We start from the raw sequence: 17,828 nt of genomic DNA, 5'->3' as shown, positions 1-17,828 counted from the left end.
CAACCGCAAACCGCGGTCTCAAATCAGGAAATCGGAAGACAACAGCGATCGGAAGTCCACAATTCTTGCAGTGACCCTAAGTTCACCTAGATTTCATTCCAAAGTTTTTCAGCTTTAGGCGGCGTTTGAAATCTCTCTACCTTGGCAATGCTAGTAACTAGACAAGGAAGGGAGGAACGGTCATGAAGCAAATTCTGCTGATCACGGACGGTTGTTCAAATGTGGGGGAGAGTCCGGTGCTGGCGGCTGCACACGCCCGCCAGGAAGGTATCACGGTCAATGTTGTAGGGGTCGTAGATTATGGAACCATCGGTGAGCTGGGCAGCCGGGAGATTGCCGATATTGCCAAGGCAGGGGGCGGGATCAGCCGGATCGTGGGAACCCCGCAGCTGGCCCAGACCATTCAGATGATGACACGCAAGACAGTGGTTCAGACCATTCAGCAGGCGGTTAATAAAGAGGTGCAAAAAATTCTCGGCGACGGCTCGCTGGCGGAGTTGCCTCCGCAGCAGCGTTCACAGGTGGTTACTGTGGTCGACGAGCTGACCGAAACCTCGCCGCTGCGCATAGCGCTTTTAATTGACGCAAGCGCCAGCATGAAGCCGAAGCTTGGCGCGGTGGAGGACGCCATCCGTGATCTGGCGCTCAGCCTCGAGGCCCGGGAAGGGAGCAGCGAGATTGCCGTGTTTCATTTTCCCGGACGCTCGGGCAGTGAGGATGCCATGCTGGATATCGACTGGACCCGGAATGTGTCCGAGGTCCGTTCCCTCTTTTCCAGATTGAAGATGCGGGGAGCTACGCCGACCGGACCGGCTATTTTCAAGGTGCTGGAACATTATCGTTATGATAAACTGGAGAAACATCGCAATTATCTTCCAGGGGAAGATGACGGGGCAAGAGAAGGGATGATTGATGGGTATGTCGTCTAATCCATCCTATCCGGCAGGCACAGTGATTACCGGCAAATGGCGGGGGAACCGTTATGTCGTGGAGCGTGTGCTGGGGAAGGGGGCAAACGGAACCGTATATCTGGTGCAGCGGGAAGGCAGACGGGAGCGGTATGCGCTTAAGATCGGATACGATACGCTGGAGCTGCAGTCTGAGATTAACGTGCTGACCTCCCTGCAGTCCTGCCGCAAGCGCAGCGAGCACCGGGCCCGCAAGGAGTCGCCGTTATCCTCCTATCTGCTGGAATCGGATGATTTCAAGGACCGTGACCATACACCCTTTTATGTGATGCGTTATGTGGAAGGAAGGCCGCTGCACCATTTCCTGTCCAGGAACGGCGCCTCCTGGCTGGGGCTTGTCGGAATGACGATTCTGGAGAAGCTGCAGACGCTGCATGAGTGCGGCTTCGTATTCGGAGACCTGAAGCCGGAGAATGTCATGGTATCCAGCTACGGGGAAGCCGAACTGATTGATTACGGGGGAGCAAGCCCTATCGGACGGAGTGTGAAGCAGTTCACCGAATGGCATGACCGCGGATTCTGGAATGCGGGCAGCCGGACAGGCGACCAGAGCTATGACCTGTTTGCTTTTGCCGTCCTGTGCCTGCGTCTGCTTAATGAAGAAGGGCTGAAGTCTGCCGCCCAGCAGCTTCCGCAGACAAGGAGCGTAGAGGAGCTGATGAAGCTGGCCCGGGAGCTGCCGGATAAGAAGCTGTCCTCCTGGCTATGCCTCGCGCTCAAAGGCGGTTTCCCCGGTTCAGCGCAGGCTGCGGAGATCTGGAAAAGCCACATCTACAGAGGACGGAAGACCGGACATGAGACGATGGCAACCCCGCGCTGGCTCAAAAATGCATTCGCGTTGTCTTTATTTCTGCTGGCATTCACGCTATACTGGGTTTTCCGTTTCTGATATCTGTAATAAGCAATCGTACATAATCACCAAGATGCTGACCGCCGGAGCAGGCGTGTAAGGGATGGCAGGAAAGGAAGCCCCTATGGAGCACAGGAAGGAACTGGTGGAATCCGTAATGGAGGCTGCGGCTGAATATGAGCTGTGGGCGCCTCATGACACCATCGTAGTCGCAGTTTCCGGAGGGCCGGACTCTGTGGCTCTTTTGCGTATTCTGCATGAGATCTCCCTGACCCGGATGCCGCTGGCGCTGATATGCGCCCATGTCAATCACGGCTTCAGAGCCGAATCGGCAGAGGAAGCAGAGCTGGTGCGGGCCCTCGCGGCAGAGCTGGACATTCCCTTCGAGCTGGGCGAATTCGATATTCCCTCCATCATTAAGGAGAGCGGGCTTGGTCCGGAAGGGGCTGCGCGGGAGAAGCGTTACCAGTTCCTGATCGCTACCGCACACCGTTACCAGGCGCGCTCGGTGGCGCTGGCCCATCATGCAGATGACCAGGCCGAGACGGTGCTTATGCGGCTGCTGCGGGGGAGCGGGCCCTCGGGCCTTGCCGGCATGCGCTGGAAACGGACCGAAAAAAAGGTGGAACTCATCCGCCCCTTCCTGCGTATTAACAAAACGGCTCTTGTCGGCTTTTGCCGGGAGGAGGGCCTGGCTTATGCGGAAGATGCGACCAACCTCCTGACGCAGTACAAGCGGAATGCAGTCAGGCTGGAGCTGCTGCCTATGCTGGAGCAGCATAATCCGCAGGTGAGACAATCGCTTCTGCAGCTGGCCGAAATTGCCTCGGCGGAAGATGAATATATGGAGGCGAATGCGGCAAAATGCTTTGATGAGCTGGTTTTCACCGAGCATGGAAAATACACCTTGAAAAGAGCTGCCTTTGCGGCCATACCCTCCGCTTTACAACGGCGTTTGATTAAACTAATATTAAATTATCTGTCGGCGGATTCATCATTCATGGATTTTTCCAAGATTGAAGCAGTACGCCGGGGAACGCTGCAGGAATACCCTACCGTCTGGACGCTCGATATGGGTGGCGGTTATGTCTGCGTGCGGCAATATGATACCATTGTGTTCTCGTCCAAGCCCTTGACCCGGCAGGTAAGTTATACATACCGGCTGTCTTTGACTCATCCCCGGATTAAGCTGATGGAGATAGGAAAGGTTATGACGATGAGGGGGCTTGCGGGAGAAGTTTTTTGTGCACAGGAGGAGGATTACGGGAAGAACTCGGCTTGGTTTGACGGGGATGATCTTGTCCTGCCGCTCACCATTCGTTCCCGGTTGCCTGGAGATACCATAAGGGTTATGGGATTAAACGGAAGCAAAAAGGTAAAAGATATTTACATTGATGATAAAATACCTTCTTCCGAACGGCCTGCAATTCCCCTCGTATGTGATGCACTCGGCAATATCGTCTGGATTCCGGGCGTAAGGCGTTCGGTGCATGCCGCAGTTGGGCGGCACACGGCCACGGTTCTGCTCCTGACCCTGGAAGACATGGAACAGGGCGAAGAGTCGTAATGGCCGAAGTAAGTCTTTCATAAGTATATCTTAGGAGGTTCGCAAGTTGCAGAATGATATTCAGGAAATCTTGATCAGCGAAGAAGAAATTCAACAAAGAATCAGGGAGCTTGGCGCCCAGCTGAGCAAGGAATATGCAGACCGCACACCTTTAGTGATTTGTGTACTCAAAGGTGCGTTTATTTTTATGGCGGATCTGGTTAAAGTGATTACAGTACCCGTTGAAATGGACTTCATGGCGGTATCCAGCTACGGCGGTACAACCAAATCATCCGGCGTAGTCAAAATCATCAAGGATTTGGATACATCGGTTGAAGGCCGTGATGTTCTGATTGTCGAGGATATTATCGACAGTGGCCTTACACTCAGCTATCTGATTGACATGCTGCAGGGGCGCAATGCCGCTTCTGTCAATGTAGTCACTCTGTTCGACAAGCCGTCAGGCCGCGCAGTGAATCTTGAAGCCCAGTATACCGGTTTTGTGATTCCTGATGCATTCCTCGTAGGCTATGGACTGGACTATGCCGAGCTGTACCGGAACCTCCCTTACGTCGGTGTACTGAAGCCTGAGATTTATACCAAATGAACTACCCGACAGCCTTAGATCTACGGATCACTTTTCTGGATTTCCTGACAATTTGAGGAGTCCGGTCAGGCTATGGTACAATAACTTGAGCGTTGCGAGAGGAGGTAGGGGATGAATCGGTTCATCCGGAATTCTGGTTTTTATTTGATTTTATTTTTAGTCGTGGTGGGCATAGTCCAGTTTGTAAGCAATGGAAATGAATCCGCCGATCTCCCTAGATATGATGAGTTGCGGCAGGAGATCTCGAACAATAATGTGAAGAGCATGACGGTTCAGTTTGAGGGGAATGCATTTCTGGTTACTGGCGAATATAAAGAGCTGCCACCCGAGGCTAAATCGAAGAATTTCTCCACTTATGTTCCTCCTACAGACGAGGCCCTTAACCAGCTTGTGGCTGCCAGCGATAAGAACGGCATAGAACTTAGCCAGAAGAAAATGGAAGGTGACAGCATCTGGCTGACATTCCTCTCTTCCATGATCCCACTGGTTATTATGTTCATCCTGTTCTTCTTCCTGTTCAATAATGCACAGGGCGGCGGCGGCAAGGTAATGAACTTCGGCAAGAGCAAGGCCCGGTTATATAATGAAGAGAAGAAGAAGATCAGCTTCGAGGATGTTGCAGGAGCTGACGAAGAGAAGCAAGAGCTGGTTGAGGTTGTTGAATTTCTCAAGGACCCCCGCAAATTTGCAGCGGTGGGTGCCCGGATTCCGAAGGGGGTACTCCTTGTAGGTCCTCCGGGAACAGGTAAAACCTTGCTGGCCCGTGCAGTTGCAGGGGAAGCAGGCGTTCCGTTCTTCAGCATTTCCGGTTCCGACTTCGTGGAAATGTTCGTCGGTGTCGGCGCATCCCGCGTTCGTGACTTGTTCGAGAATGCGAAGAAGAACGCACCTTGTATTATCTTTATCGATGAGATCGATGCTGTGGGACGTCAGCGCGGCGCAGGACTTGGCGGCGGACATGACGAACGTGAACAGACCCTTAACCAATTGCTCGTTGAAATGGACGGCTTTGGCGGCAACGAAGGCATCATCATTGTCGCGGCTACCAACCGTGCAGATATTCTTGACCCGGCGCTGCTCCGTCCGGGCCGTTTCGACCGTCAGATTACGGTTGACCGTCCAGATGTGAAGGGCCGCGAAGCTGTATTGAAGGTTCACTCCCGCAACAAACCGCTGACTAAGGATGTAAGACTTGACGTTATCGCCAAGCGTACTACCGGCTTCACCGGTGCGGATCTGGAGAACCTGCTGAACGAAGCGGCATTGCTTGCTGCACGCCGTAACCGTAAGGACATTACGATGCGTGAAGTGGATGAAGCGATTGACCGTGTCATCGTTGGTACCGAGAAGCGCAGCCGCGTCATCAGTGACCGCGAGAAACGGATTGTCGCTTATCACGAAGCAGGCCATACTATTGCCGGCTACTTCCTTGAGCATGCTGATGTGGTACACAAGGTAACCATTATCCCGCGCGGCCGTGCCGGCGGATATGTCATTATGCTTCCTAAGGAAGACCGGATGATCGTTACCAAGCAGGAGCTGCTTGATAAGGTAACCGGACTCCTGGGCGGACGTGTTGCAGAAGAGCTATTCATTGGTGAAATCGGCACAGGCGCTTATAGTGACTTCCAGCAGGCTACGCGCATTGTGCGTGCGATGATTATGGAATATGGGATGAGTGATAAGCTCGGGCCCTTGCAGTTCGGTGCAACCCAAGGCCAAGTCTTCTTGGGCCGGGATATCGGACATGAACAGAATTACAGCGACTCCATTGCTTATGAGATTGATCAGGAAATGCAGAACCTTATCCGCAGCAGCTATGAGCGCTGCAGAGATCTGCTGACCAAGCACTCCAAAGAAATGCACCTGATTGCCAACACCCTGCTTGAGAAGGAAACGCTGGAACTTGATCAGATCGCAGAATTGATTGAGCAAGGCTACCTGAGTGAGGATGGCAAGCCAGAAGAAGGCGAAGCCATTACCAATGAAGCGGGCGAGCCGATTATTGATTCCATCGGTGATGTACGTGTCCGGATTCAAGGTAAGAATGGCGAAGAATCCCCATTAGACCTGTCTAAGGATATTCCGAACAAGCCGGACCCTGAAGAGGGCAACGGACCGGATGACGGGAATAAGGGCGGCGGAAGCCTAGTCTAAGCTGTATCGCGCAAATTGTGTAATTTAGCCCGGAGAACCACTGGTTCTCCGGGCTTTTCTTTTACAATATAAGAATGTATAGGTTTCACATGGTAACTTGTCCTCCGGTTTCGCTCTGAAACAGAGCACCCGCTTGGATTGACAGGGGGTGGAACGTTGTGTACATTAGTGAATAAATATTAAATTTATCATTTATAAGAAATGTATTGGCGGCAAGCCATGAAGACATAAGGGGGAGACTGACCGTGGAAGCTCTGGCGCTTGAGCGCAAGCAGGAACAGAATCGTGAACTTCGTGTGCGCCTCGAACAGCTTAAGAAGGAACGGAATGCTATTATTCTGGCTCATTATTATCAGCGTGATGAAATTCAGGAAGTTGCCGATTTCCGGGGAGACTCTTTTTTGCTGGCCCAGAAGGCAGCGGAGACAGAGGCAGATGTAATCGTATTCTGCGGCGTTCATTTCATGGGGGAAAGTGCCAAGATTCTGGCGCCGAACAAGACGGTCCTGATTCCTGACGAACGTGCGGGTTGCCCGATGGCTGACATGGTCAATGTGGATGGGCTGCGGAAACTGAAGGCGCAGCATCCGGGTGCGAAGGTAGTAACCTATATCAATTCCTCGGCAGAGATTAAGGCGGAGACAGATATTTGCTGCACCTCAGCGAATGCGGTGAAGGTGATCGAATCGCTCGATGCTGAAGAAATTATCTGGGTGCCCGACAAGAATCTGGGTCAATATGTGCAGGATCAGACCGGCAAGAAGCTGATTATCTGGGAGGGCTATTGCAATACTCATGACATGCTTACTGTCAAAGATGTGATGGAGATGAGAGCCAAATACCCGGAAGCTGAATTTGTTGTACATCCCGAATGCCGCCCGGAAGTCGTGGCAATGGGGGATTATGTAGGCAGCACTACCTCAATTCTGGAATATTGCCGGAAATCGGACCGCCGGCAGTTTATTGTGGGTACTGAGGATGGAACCGGGTATCAGCTGCGGCTGGACAGCCCGGATAAGGAGTTTCATTTTGCCACCAAATTCCTGGTGTGTCCTAATATGAAGGTTAACAATCTGAAGAAGCTGGTCAAATGCCTGGAGACAATGAAGCCGCAGATCTATGTGCCGCCTGCAGTCGCCGACAAAGCCAGAACATCCCTAGAGCGCATGCTACAAGTCCGGTAGCATGCGCTACTCTTTCGTTGAAACAGGTGAAAAGTGGTCATGATTCCACAATATTTGGTTGATTTTGATCTTCAGGGACTTCCTGTAGTTAAGACAGACTGCCTGGTCATTGGTTCCGGTATTGCCGGGTTATTCACAGCGATTAAGGCCAGCGAAGACCGGAAGGTTATTATGATTACGAAGAAGACTGTAATGGAGAGCAACACACGGTATGCTCAGGGGGGAATTGCTGCCGTCATTTCGGAGGATGATTCGCCGGCGTATCACCGTCAGGATACCCTCATGGCCGGTGCAGGATTGAACTCCTCAGCGGCTGTAGATGTACTGGTCAATGAAGGACCGGAGGGCGTCCGCGAGCTGATCCGGCTTGGCACTATTTTCGATAAAGAGAATGGAGTACTGGCCTTAACCCAGGAGGGGGCACATAGCCACCGCCGTATTTTACATGCAAATGGGGATGCTACAGGATATGAGATTGTCCGCGCACTCGCTGAACAGGCTGCCCGGCATGAGAATATTGAGACCTGGGATGACCATTATGTCATTGACCTGATTACGGAGGGCGGAGAGTGTCTGGGAGCGCTTGTACAGCGGCCTGACGGCGGACGGTTGTTCCTGCAGGCAGATGCAACAATCCTATGCTCCGGCGGAGCAGGACAGCTATACCGTTACACGACCAATCCTGAGGTGGCCACCGGAGATGGAGTAGCTATTGCCTACCGTGCCGGTGCCCATATCCGGGATATGGAGTTCATCCAGTTTCATCCGACAGCACTCAGCTATCCTGGCGCTCCGCGCTTTCTGATCTCTGAGGCTGTGCGGGGAGAAGGGGCGGTCCTGCGGAACATTAACGGTGAGCGGTTCATGGAACGTTATCATGAGCTCCAGGAGCTGGCCCCGCGGGATATTGTTGCCCGAGCCATTGTAAGCGAGATGGAATTGACCAAATCAACCTTTGTCTATCTGGATATTACGCATGAACCGGCGGATATGGTTAAACACCGCTTCCCGACCATTTATGCGACCTGCATGAGCTACGGGCTGGATATTACAAGTGACTGGATTCCGGTGGCTCCTGCTGCGCATTATATGATGGGGGGCGTGAAGACCGACCTGAGTGGAGAGAGCACAGTTGCCCGCCTGTTTGCCTGTGGTGAGGTATCATCTACTGGTGTGCAGGGAGCTAACCGGCTGGCCAGCAACTCCTTGTCGGAAGCCGTTGTGTTCGGCCGCCGGATTATTGAACGCATCCGCCAGCTTCCGCCGCTTGACCGGGATAACCTGCCCTCAGCCTATCATCAGGCAAGGGTGGAAGCTCCTGCACAGGCGATTGTAGAACGGCGGCTCAAGCTGCAAAAGGCTATGGTACGGTATGCCGGACTGCGGCGGAACCAGGAAATGCTGAATAAAGGCCTGGATGAGATAAAGCGCCAGCTGCCGATTTTTAAGACCAGACTGACAACACGGGAAGAATACGAGTTCGCCAATATGCTTACATGCTGTCTGCTGATCACCGAATCGGCCCTGGCACGGGAGGAGAGCCGCGGTGCACATTATCGTGAGGATTATCCGCTGCGCAGTGACGCACAATGGCAGAAGCATCTGCTCCAGATTCGCGAACTTGGAATAGTGGAGGAATTAAGTGATGATGTTTAACGGATACAATGAAGACCTGCTTAAGGCTATTAAGGGCTGGCTGCAGGAAGATGTCGGCTCTGGGGATATTACTACCCGTACAACCATACCCGCAGGGCATGAGTCCAAGGGAATTATCCATGCTAAGGAGGACGGGATTATTTGTGGAATCCCCGTGGCCGAGCTGGTGTTCGAGGTCGTTGATCCTGGTCTCGTATTCACGGCAATGGTCCAGGAAGGACAAGCTGTCTCCAAGGGAACTGTGATTGCCGAGGTAGAAGGCAGTACCCATGCCATCCTGACTGGTGAACGGCTTGCTCTCAACTTGATGCAGCGGTTATCCGGTGTGGCTTCGCGCACGGCTTCTTTTGTTGAGAAGCTTCAAGGGCTGCCGACCCGCCTGGTGGATACCCGCAAGACCACGCCGGGCCACCGGATGCTGGAGAAATATGCAGTCCGCATAGGCGGCGGAGCCAACCACCGTTACGGTCTGTATGATGCTGTAATGATTAAGGATAATCATATCAAGGGGGCCGGCGGCATCCGTCAGGCAGTAGGGCGTGCACGTGCTAATATCCCGCACACCATGACCATTGAAGTAGAGACGGAGAGTCTGGAGCAGGTGGAGGAAGCGCTCGCGGCCGGAGCGGATATTATTATGCTCGATAACATGTCTCCTGAGCAGATGGCTGAAGCCGTGAGAAGAATTCGGACCAAGGCGAAGCATGTCACCATTGAGGCATCGGGCAATGTATCTCTGGAGACGGTCCGGGGCATTGCTGAATCGGGAGTGGATGTGATTTCGGTAGGACGTCTAACATATTCCTTCGCCAGTCTCGATATCAGCCTGGATCTGAACGCCAAGAAGGAGGGAACCCTCTGATGATACTTGTCGTTGATATCGGTAATACGAACATCGTGCTGGGCGTCTACCGGGGCAGTGAGCTGCTGCACCATTTCCGGCTGAGCACTGCCCGCGGGTCCACTGTCGATGAATACGGTGTGATGATTCATAATCTGTTCAGCATGTCGAATCTGTCGTTCAGGGATGTCGAGGGGGTTATCATCTCTTCGGTTGTTCCGCCGCTCGTACAGGTCATCGTGGAGATGTGTGTCAAATTTATCGGCAAGGACCCGCTGCTGGTGGGACCCGGTATCAAAACCGGGCTTAATCTGCGTTATGAGAACCCGCGCGAAGTGGGAGCGGACCGGATTGTGAACGCCGTTGCGGCGATTGAGCAGTATAAATGTCCGCTTGTCGTCGTTGATTTCGGCACGGCAACCACCTTCGACTGCATTGATGCCGGGGCCAATTATCTGGGCGGTGCTATCGTGCCGGGTCTGGGCATTTCCACGGAGGCCCTGTATCTGCGGGCATCCAAGCTGCCCCGGATCGAGCTGGAAAAGCCGAAGAAGGTAATCGGGCGCAATACCGTACATGCGATGCAGGCAGGGATCATTTTTGGATATGCCGGTCAGGTTGAGGGTATCGTCAGACGCATCAAGCAGGAGATGAACGCCCCCGTTCTCAAGGTTATTGCTACCGGAGGGCTGGCCTCATTGATTGCCAGTGAGACAGAATGTATCGACGAGGTTAATCCGATGCTGACGCTTGAAGGATTACGCATTATTTACAACCGTAACAAATAATCTTAAAGATGAACCTATACAGAACAGATAGATAGGAGGAGTATGCACCCAATGGATAATAAGAAGGACCGGCTGGTCCGGGGGACGGCGATGAACGGAAGAGTCAGAGCGTTCGCTGTCCGTACCACAGAGCTTGTCGATGAATTGCGGCGCAGACATGATACGTATCCGACGGCTACGGCAGCGCTTGGACGTACGGTTACGGCCGCAGCTATCATGGGGGCCATGCTCAAGGGGCAGGAGAAACTCGCGATAATGGTCAAAGGAAACGGTCCACTCGGGCAGATTACGGCTGAATCCAATGCCCTGGGAGAAGTTCGCGGCTATGTGCACAATCCGCATGTTCATCTGCCAAGCAACAGTATGGGCAAGCTGGATGTCGCAGGGGCGGTAGGAACAGAAGGCTTCATTGATGTCAGCAAGGATCTGGGGATGAAGGAGCCGTACCGCGGCAGTGTGCCTATCGTTTCAGGAGAGCTGGGTGAGGATTTCACTTATTATTTTGCCCTCTCGGAGCAAACGCCTGCTGCTGTTGGACTTGGAGTATTGGTGGAGACCGATAATTCGGTCAGAGTTGCCGGAGGCTTTATTATTCAGCTGCTGCCCGGCCTGACTGATGAGCAAATTACCGAGGTTGAGCAAGCGGTTGGAGCCATGCCTTCGGTTACGTCCGTGCTGGATCAGGGGCTTGAGCCTGAGGAAATGCTGCGGCTGCTGCTGCCGGATGCTGTGATCCTGGATGAGCTGGAGGTCCGTTTTGTGTGTCAGTGTTCACGGGAACGGATTGAGCAGACTCTGGTCAGTCTGGGTGAGCACGAGCTGGAACGGCTGATTGAAGAAGATGATACGGCAGAGGTCGTCTGCCATTATTGTAATGAGAGCTATGTATTTAACAAGGATGAACTGCAGGTAATCCTCGATCAAGCGAAGTCTTAGGGCTATGAGATGGTGACAAGACAGGAGCGCGCGCTGCGCAATGCCGTTATATTACTTGCCGTGGCAACGCTGGTACTGGGAGGATTATTATTCTGGAGCCTGCGTGCCATGGCACTGCTGAAGGCAGAGACGGCTGAAGGAGAAGCCTCGGATGTCGCTGCTGCCGGAGGCCAGCCGGTCACGGAACAGGAATGGATAGAGGAGCTTCAGAAGAAGCACGGGGAAGAAGTGCTTCTGAACATGCTCAATCATATTGTGGTGGGTAAGGAAGCCGCAGCGCTGGGAATTACGGTCACGGATGAAGAGATTGAGCAGGAACTGCTGCGCGGTATCTCCGGTTATAGCTCAGAAGAGCAGTATTATCAGCAGATGGAGTCTGAGCTTGGACTATCCCGCCAGGAGCTGCGTGAGGAGACGGCATACCGGTTGACACTCCAGGCAATAGCTACGGGCGGGATTACGGTCAGTGAAGCGGAAATTGATGATTATCTGAAGCAAAATAGCGAGAGATTCATGCCCCGCAAGCAAATGCAGCTCTCTATCATCCAGACCTCCACCTATAACGAGGCCGGTACAGTGATGGACCGCCTGGAGCAGGGGGAGGATTTTGCAGAGCTGGCCCGGGAGGTCTCGATCGACAAGGAAAGCCGCCAGCACGGCGGCAGTATCGGAACGGTCGAGGAGAAGGACCCGTTCTGGCCTGAGGAGCTGCTGGAGACAGCAGCCGGGCTTGAGAAGGGGGATATCGCAGGACCGCTGCAGATTGACGGCGGGTATGCGGTGATCCGTCTGGAGAAGCTGATCGATCCTGTGAAGCCGGACCAGGAGGAGCTGCGCCGGATGATCGGCCAGCAGCTGAGACTGGAGCAGGCAGCGCCCTTGCAGCAGGTGGAGCGTGAATTACGGGCCAAATACGATACAGCAATATATATTGACAACAGCCTGCAAGATTGATAATATGAAATTAAATATAAAACCTACTGATTTAGTCGGGAATATTAAGCGGTACAATTTCAACTGTTAGTTACCCAGGCATTGCGAACCGGGAGCTACGGTAATATATGCTGATAGCATCTGTCATAAGTTCCGCACCCTAATTCATTTATCATTCCAAGGAGGTTTTTACTCATGGCTAAAGTCGTCAACAGTGTAACAGATTTAATCGGTGGCACACCGCTCGTCCGCCTGAACCGGATTGTTCCGGAAGGTTCGGCAGAGATCTTCCTGAAGCTGGAATACCAGAATCCAGGCTCCAGTGTGAAAGACCGTATTGCCATCAGCATTGTAGAAGAGGCTGAGAAAGAGGGCCTGCTGAAGCCGGGTGGTACGATTGTAGAAGCGACCAGCGGAAATACAGGGATCGGCCTGGCGCTTGTGGCAGCTGCCAAAGGCTACAAGGCCATTATTGTTATGCCGGAAACGATGAGCCTTGAGCGCCGCAACCTGCTGCGCGCCTACGGCGCTGAGCTGGTATTGACTCCGGGATCGGAAGGAATGAACGGTGCGGTTAAGAAGGCTGAGCAGATTCTGAGCGAGAATCCGGACTATTTCCTTGCAGAGCAGTTCAAGAACAAGGCTAACGTGAAGATCCACCGCGAGACCACTGGACCTGAGATCGTTGAAGCGATTGAATCCGTAGGCGGCCCGCTGGATGCATTCATTGCCGGTGTTGGCACAGGCGGAACGATCAGCGGTGCCGGTGAAGTGCTGAAGAATCAATATCCGGGTGTGAAGATCTATGCGGTAGAACCTGCTGCTTCACCGATTCTGGCTGGAGGCAAACCGGGCCCGCACAAGATTCAGGGGATCGGCGCTAACTTCGTGCCAGAAATTCTGAACCAGGATATCTATGATGAGATTATTCATGTTGAGAATGATGAAGCGTTCGAAACTGCCCGCCGCGTAGCCAAGGAAGAAGGCGTGCTGTCCGGTATTTCCTCCGGTGCGGCTGTATTTGCTGCACTGAAGGTAGCGAAGGAACTGGGCGCAGGCAAGAAGATTGTTGTCATCATCCCAAGCAACGGCGAACGTTACCTGAGCACTCCGCTCTATAACTTTGAAGTATAATTGCTGAGAATTCCGCTCGTTAGAAGAGCCTGCCCTATCCGCTTCCACAGGGATACCGCAGGTTCTTTTTGTGAAATATAAGAATTTATATGTTGCACACGAATAATTATCCTTCTATTTCTCGCTGAAACGGTACCGTCCTTTTAAAGGACGGTAAAGCCGTTTCCACTTGAAAATATAAGAATGTATATATTTCATGCGGCGTTTGGGCTTTTCAAAGTAACCCTATGTACAGTATACTGACAGGCAATAAACTATCGATGAGGCGGGAGAATGGTTGTGGAGATCTTAACGGCTTGGCAGGACTGGGAGCAGTGGGCAGAGGCAGATGAAGCCTGGAGCACCTTGCCCCTGATCCTGAGGAAACGGCAGGACAATCAGGGCTTGCCCCGCAGCTGGAAGCAGGCCTGGGAACAGGCTTCCCCCTATTCGGTTGTCCTGGAGAGCGGCAAGGGCGGGCGCTACACCTATCTGGGTCTGAGCCCTGTCTCCATCATTGAAGGCCGGGGAGCTGTTGCACAGAGCTATACTCCCGGAGCCAAGGCTTCAGGGCAAATAGAATCTGCCGTAACGAAAGGCCAACCGCTGCAAGTGCTGCAGGAATGGATGAGGGAATATACGTCTCCCCGCCTGCCGCTTGACGGTCTGCCGCCATTCACCGGAGGCTGTATCGGATTTCTTGGCTATGATGTGGCCCGTTCCCTGGAGAAGCTGCCGTCGCTTGCCAGGAACAACCCTGAATTTCCGGATTATCTGTTCATGAGACTGGAAGAAGTGTGGATCTACGATGAGCAGGAGCAGCAGCTCTATTGTGCAGTTCATGTTCCTGTCCCGGATACTGTATCCGGTAACCTGGACGGGCTAAGGAGTCTGTATGAGGCTGCTGTGCACCGTGCGGAGCGCATGCTGGAGCAGTGGAGCCTTCTCTACGCACTGGCGGAGCCGGAAGAAGCCGCCGCTGCAAGGTTCGCCGGGCTTACCCGCAGGGTGGAGAGCGAGGCCGAGATCACCGGCGAATGGCCCGGCATGAGCTCGGATTTCTCTGCCGGGCTCTTCCAGCAGGCTGTGCTGAAGGTCCAGGAATACATCCGCGCCGGAGATGTCTTCCAGGTGAACCTCTCGCTGCGCCAGCAGGCACAGCTCAAATCCACACCCGAGGATGTCTACGAATGGCTCCGTAGACTCAACCCGTCCCCGTACATGGGGCTGCTCCGCACGCCCGGCTTCGCGCTCTCCAGCGCATCGCCGGAGCTGCTCGTCAAGCTGCACGGGGACAAGGTCAGCGCCCGCCCCATTGCCGGCACCCGGCGGCGGGGCCATACTCCCGCGGAGGACGCCGCCATGGAGGCGGAGCTGCGCGGGAGCGAGAAGGAGATCGCCGAGCATATTATGCTTGTCGATCTGGAGCGCAGCGACATCGGCCGTGTCGCTGCCTACGGAACGGTCAGCGTGCCGGAGCTGCTGACCGTGGAGCGATACTCGCATGTGATGCATCTCGTCTCGCAGGTCGAGGGAATCGTCGCACCCGGCAGGGATGCGTACGATGTCATTGCCGCCTTGTTCCCCGGCGGCACCATCACGGGCGCGCCCAAGGTGCGCACCATGGAGATTATCGAAGAGCTGGAGCCGGTCCGCCGGGGGCCATATACTGGATCTATGGGCTGGATTGACTATAACGGCAATATGGAATTAAATATAATCATACGCACGCTCGCAGTGAAGGACGGAATCGGCTACATTCAGACAGGTGCTGGAATTGTAATTGATTCAGATCCTTACCGTGAGTACCGGGAATGCCACAACAAAGCCAAAGCGGTAGTAAAAGCCATTCTCTGCAGTGAACGCGAGCAGGAAGAGCGGGCTGCCCTCGGCGCCGAAGGAGGAAGCGCAATATGATCTTGGTCATCGATAATTATGATTCCTTTACGTATAACCTGGTGCAGTATCTGGGTGAGCTGGGGGAAGAGGTTAAGGTAGCGCGCAACGATGAGATCAGCATTGAGGAAATTGAAGCATTAGCCCCGGATCATATTCTGATCTCCCCGGGACCCTGCACACCGAATGAGGCAGGCATCAGCCTCGCGCTGCTGCAGCATTTCAAGGGCATCATCCCCATATTCGGCGTATGTCTCGGACACCAGGCGATCGGACAGGCTTTTGGCGGTAATGTCATCCGTGCAGAACGCCTTATGCATGGCAAAACCTCGCCCATCCATCATAACGGTACCTCCGTATTTGAAGGGCTGGAATCTCCTTTCACAGCGACACGTTATCATTCACTGATCGTGGAGCGTGAGAGTCTGCCGGATTGTCTGGAGATTACCGCCGAGACCGCCGAGGGCGAGATCATGGCCTTGCGGCATAAGGAATACCCGATTGAAGGGGTACAGTTCCATCCCGAGTCGATCATTACGAATCACGGGCATACCATGCTGCGCAATTTCCTGAAACGGAGAGCCGGAGAACCGGCATGAAATATATAGGATTTAACAACAAAGCAGTCGACGCCAAAGACGCCGTGGTCTCCGCTCTGGATCACGGCTTTTTGTACGGCATGGGCCTGTTCGAGACCTTCCGCACCTATGGGGGACAGCCTTTCCTGCTGGAGCGCCATCTGGGCAGAATGACAGCGGGCTGCCGTCAGCTGGGCATTCCTTTCGAGCCGGATGTACAGGAGCTGCGGGAATGGATTCGGCTTGTAATGGACAAGAATGAGCTTAGTGACGCGTATATCCGCTACACCGTTACAGCCGGTGAGGATATTCTGGGTCTGCCATCTGCAGCCTATAAGCAGCCTAATCATCTGCTCTATATCAAAGCTTTGCCGGTCACACCAACCGGCTTATACACGGAAGGCAAAGAACTTCAGCTTTTGAACCACCGGCGTAATACCCCGGAGGGACCGGTAAGACTCAAATCGCTGCACTATATGAACAACATTCTGGCAAAACGTGAATTGGCCGGATATCCGTCCGCAGAGCGGGGGGCCGAGGGATTGATGCTGACCGCACAGGGAGAGCTCGCCGAAGGCATTGTGAGCAATATTTTTTTCATCTCCAATAAAAGGCTCTATACCCCCGATGTAGCCACCGGGATTCTACCGGGAATTACCCGGGAAATGGTGCTTGAGCTGGCAGCGGCCAGCCTTCAGCCGGAACAGGGCTTGTACCGCTGGGAGCAGCTTGCGGCTGCCGATGAAATCTTCCTCACCAATTCGGTGCAGGAGATTGTACCGGTAAGTACATTATGGAATGGAGACCGGCGGGTAACCATAGGCAGCGGGCGCTGCGGAGAGCAGACGGCTGGACTTATGAGGCTGTACAGAGAAAGGACGGATATGCTGATATGAAGCCGATCATCTATGAGCGGACTTACCGCTGCGGAAGCAGCGAGCTGAAATTGGGCAAGCGTACGCTGATTATGGGGATACTCAATGTGACGCCGGACTCCTTTTCGGATGGGGGGTTGTGGACAGAGCTTGATAGAGCGGTAGAGCATGCGCTGCAAATGGCGGCAGAGGGTGCCGATATTATCGATATAGGTGGAGAATCGACGCGTCCGGGTCACCAGCCGGTGAGTGCTGAAGAGGAATTGGCCCGTGTACTTCCTGTCATTGAGCGTATCCATCATGCCGCCCCGCATCTCCCACTATCTATTGATACCTACAAGGCGGACGTCGCCCGCCAGGCAATTCAGGCCGGTGCGCATATCATCAATGATGTATGGGGAGCCAAGGCCGATCCGCAGATGGCGGCGGTTGCTGCGCAGGCAGACTGTCCAATCATTCTAATGCATAACCGCCATGACCGTCATTATAAGAACTTGATCAGCGATATGACGGATGACCTGAGCGAGAGTATTGAACTAGCGCTGGCAGCCGGAGTGAAGCCGGAGAATATTATTTTGGACCCGGGAATCGGCTTCGCCAAGGACTATACAGAGAATCTTCAGGTCATGACGGGACTAGACGCACTGACGAAGCTGGGATATCCGGTGCTGCTGGCCACTTCGCGCAAAAAATTCATCCGCACCGCCCTCGGTCTGCCCGCAGATGATGTCCTGGAGGGGACTGCGGCTACTGTCGCCTTCGGGATTGCCCAGGGCTGTCAGCTTGTGCGGGTTCACGATATTGCGGCGATGAAGCGTACCGTAAAGATGTGTGACGCCATGTTATATGCAGGGTCACCTGAGCTCAGCGTATAGATAATATTCTTCAAGAGAAGGCAGG

General features: G+C 53.7%; 16 protein-coding genes. All 16 read left to right on the top strand.

Going from position 1 to position 17,828, the window contains the following annotated elements; all coding sequences use genetic code 11:
• The first annotated feature begins 182 nt into the window (after positions 1-182).
• The 16 genes from NST04_RS03310 to folP all read left to right on the top strand — a co-directional run bounded on the left by NST04_RS03310 (position 183) and on the right by folP (position 17,803).
• Positions 183-929 carry a hypothetical protein gene (locus tag NST04_RS03310; RefSeq protein ID WP_341183145.1) on the top strand — a complete coding sequence of 249 codons (747 nt, stop codon included), beginning with the start codon at positions 183-185 and terminating at the stop codon, positions 927-929.
• The gene (locus tag NST04_RS03305; protein ID WP_445667868.1) at positions 919-1,857 is read left to right on the top strand and encodes a serine/threonine protein kinase; all 939 of its coding nucleotides are present in this window, start codon (positions 919-921) and stop codon (positions 1,855-1,857) included. Before NST04_RS03310 ends, NST04_RS03305 begins: the two co-directional genes overlap by 11 nt.
• 85 nt (positions 1,858-1,942) lie before the next feature.
• Positions 1,943-3,385 (top strand): tRNA lysidine(34) synthetase TilS, encoded by a 1,443-nt coding sequence (gene tilS / locus NST04_RS03300; RefSeq protein ID WP_341183143.1) that lies wholly within the window; start codon positions 1,943-1,945, stop codon positions 3,383-3,385.
• 46 nt (positions 3,386-3,431) lie between these two features.
• The gene (gene hpt, locus NST04_RS03295) at positions 3,432-3,971 is read left to right on the top strand and encodes a hypoxanthine phosphoribosyltransferase (protein WP_036696450.1); all 540 of its coding nucleotides are present in this window, start codon (positions 3,432-3,434) and stop codon (positions 3,969-3,971) included.
• A gap of 111 nt (positions 3,972-4,082) precedes the next feature.
• A complete protein-coding gene (ftsH, locus tag NST04_RS03290; protein WP_341183142.1) occupies positions 4,083-6,128 on the top strand; it encodes an ATP-dependent zinc metalloprotease FtsH in 2,046 nt (681 codons plus the stop codon).
• Positions 6,129-6,373: 245 nt separating this feature from the next.
• A complete protein-coding gene (gene nadA, locus NST04_RS03285; protein ID WP_036696456.1) occupies positions 6,374-7,312 on the top strand; it encodes a quinolinate synthase NadA in 939 nt (312 codons plus the stop codon).
• A gap of 39 nt (positions 7,313-7,351) precedes the next feature.
• Positions 7,352-8,968: an L-aspartate oxidase gene (gene nadB, locus NST04_RS03280; protein ID WP_341183141.1), complete on the top strand. Its 1,617-nt coding sequence runs from the start codon at positions 7,352-7,354 to the stop codon at positions 8,966-8,968.
• Positions 8,958-9,830 (top strand): carboxylating nicotinate-nucleotide diphosphorylase, encoded by an 873-nt coding sequence (nadC, locus tag NST04_RS03275; RefSeq protein ID WP_341015431.1) that lies wholly within the window; start codon positions 8,958-8,960, stop codon positions 9,828-9,830. Before nadB ends, nadC begins: the two co-directional genes overlap by 11 nt.
• On the top strand, positions 9,830-10,597 hold the full coding sequence (locus NST04_RS03270; RefSeq protein ID WP_036723925.1) for a type III pantothenate kinase: 768 nt from the start codon (positions 9,830-9,832) through the stop codon (positions 10,595-10,597). The genes nadC and NST04_RS03270 overlap by 1 nt, the downstream gene beginning before the upstream one ends.
• 51 nt (positions 10,598-10,648) lie before the next feature.
• On the top strand, positions 10,649-11,533 hold the full coding sequence (gene hslO / locus NST04_RS03265; RefSeq protein WP_341183140.1) for an Hsp33 family molecular chaperone HslO: 885 nt from the start codon (positions 10,649-10,651) through the stop codon (positions 11,531-11,533).
• 9 nt (positions 11,534-11,542) lie between these two features.
• Positions 11,543-12,487 (top strand): peptidylprolyl isomerase, encoded by a 945-nt coding sequence (locus tag NST04_RS03260; protein WP_341183139.1) that lies wholly within the window; start codon positions 11,543-11,545, stop codon positions 12,485-12,487.
• Between the two features lie 174 nt (positions 12,488-12,661).
• Positions 12,662-13,600 (top strand): cysteine synthase A, encoded by a 939-nt coding sequence (cysK, locus tag NST04_RS03255; protein WP_339252702.1) that lies wholly within the window; start codon positions 12,662-12,664, stop codon positions 13,598-13,600.
• Positions 13,601-13,873: 273 nt separating this feature from the next.
• Positions 13,874-15,496 (top strand): anthranilate synthase component I family protein, encoded by a 1,623-nt coding sequence (locus tag NST04_RS03250; protein WP_341183138.1) that lies wholly within the window; start codon positions 13,874-13,876, stop codon positions 15,494-15,496.
• A complete protein-coding gene (pabA, locus tag NST04_RS03245) occupies positions 15,493-16,074 on the top strand; it encodes an aminodeoxychorismate/anthranilate synthase component II (RefSeq protein ID WP_076082822.1) in 582 nt (193 codons plus the stop codon). Before NST04_RS03250 ends, pabA begins: the two co-directional genes overlap by 4 nt.
• The gene (locus tag NST04_RS03240) at positions 16,071-16,949 is read left to right on the top strand and encodes an aminotransferase class IV (RefSeq protein WP_341183137.1); all 879 of its coding nucleotides are present in this window, start codon (positions 16,071-16,073) and stop codon (positions 16,947-16,949) included. The genes pabA and NST04_RS03240 overlap by 4 nt, the downstream gene beginning before the upstream one ends.
• Positions 16,946-17,803 (top strand): dihydropteroate synthase, encoded by an 858-nt coding sequence (gene folP, locus NST04_RS03235; RefSeq protein ID WP_341185165.1) that lies wholly within the window; start codon positions 16,946-16,948, stop codon positions 17,801-17,803. Before NST04_RS03240 ends, folP begins: the two co-directional genes overlap by 4 nt.
• The last annotated feature ends 25 nt before the right edge of the window (positions 17,804-17,828 follow it).

Source organism: Paenibacillus sp. FSL H7-0756 (assembly GCF_038006765.1).
In the GTDB taxonomy this organism is placed as follows: Bacteria; Bacillota; Bacilli; order Paenibacillales; family Paenibacillaceae; genus Paenibacillus_AQ.
Note: the sequence above shows the minus strand (reverse complement) of the source record. Positions and strands in the feature narration are given on the sequence as shown.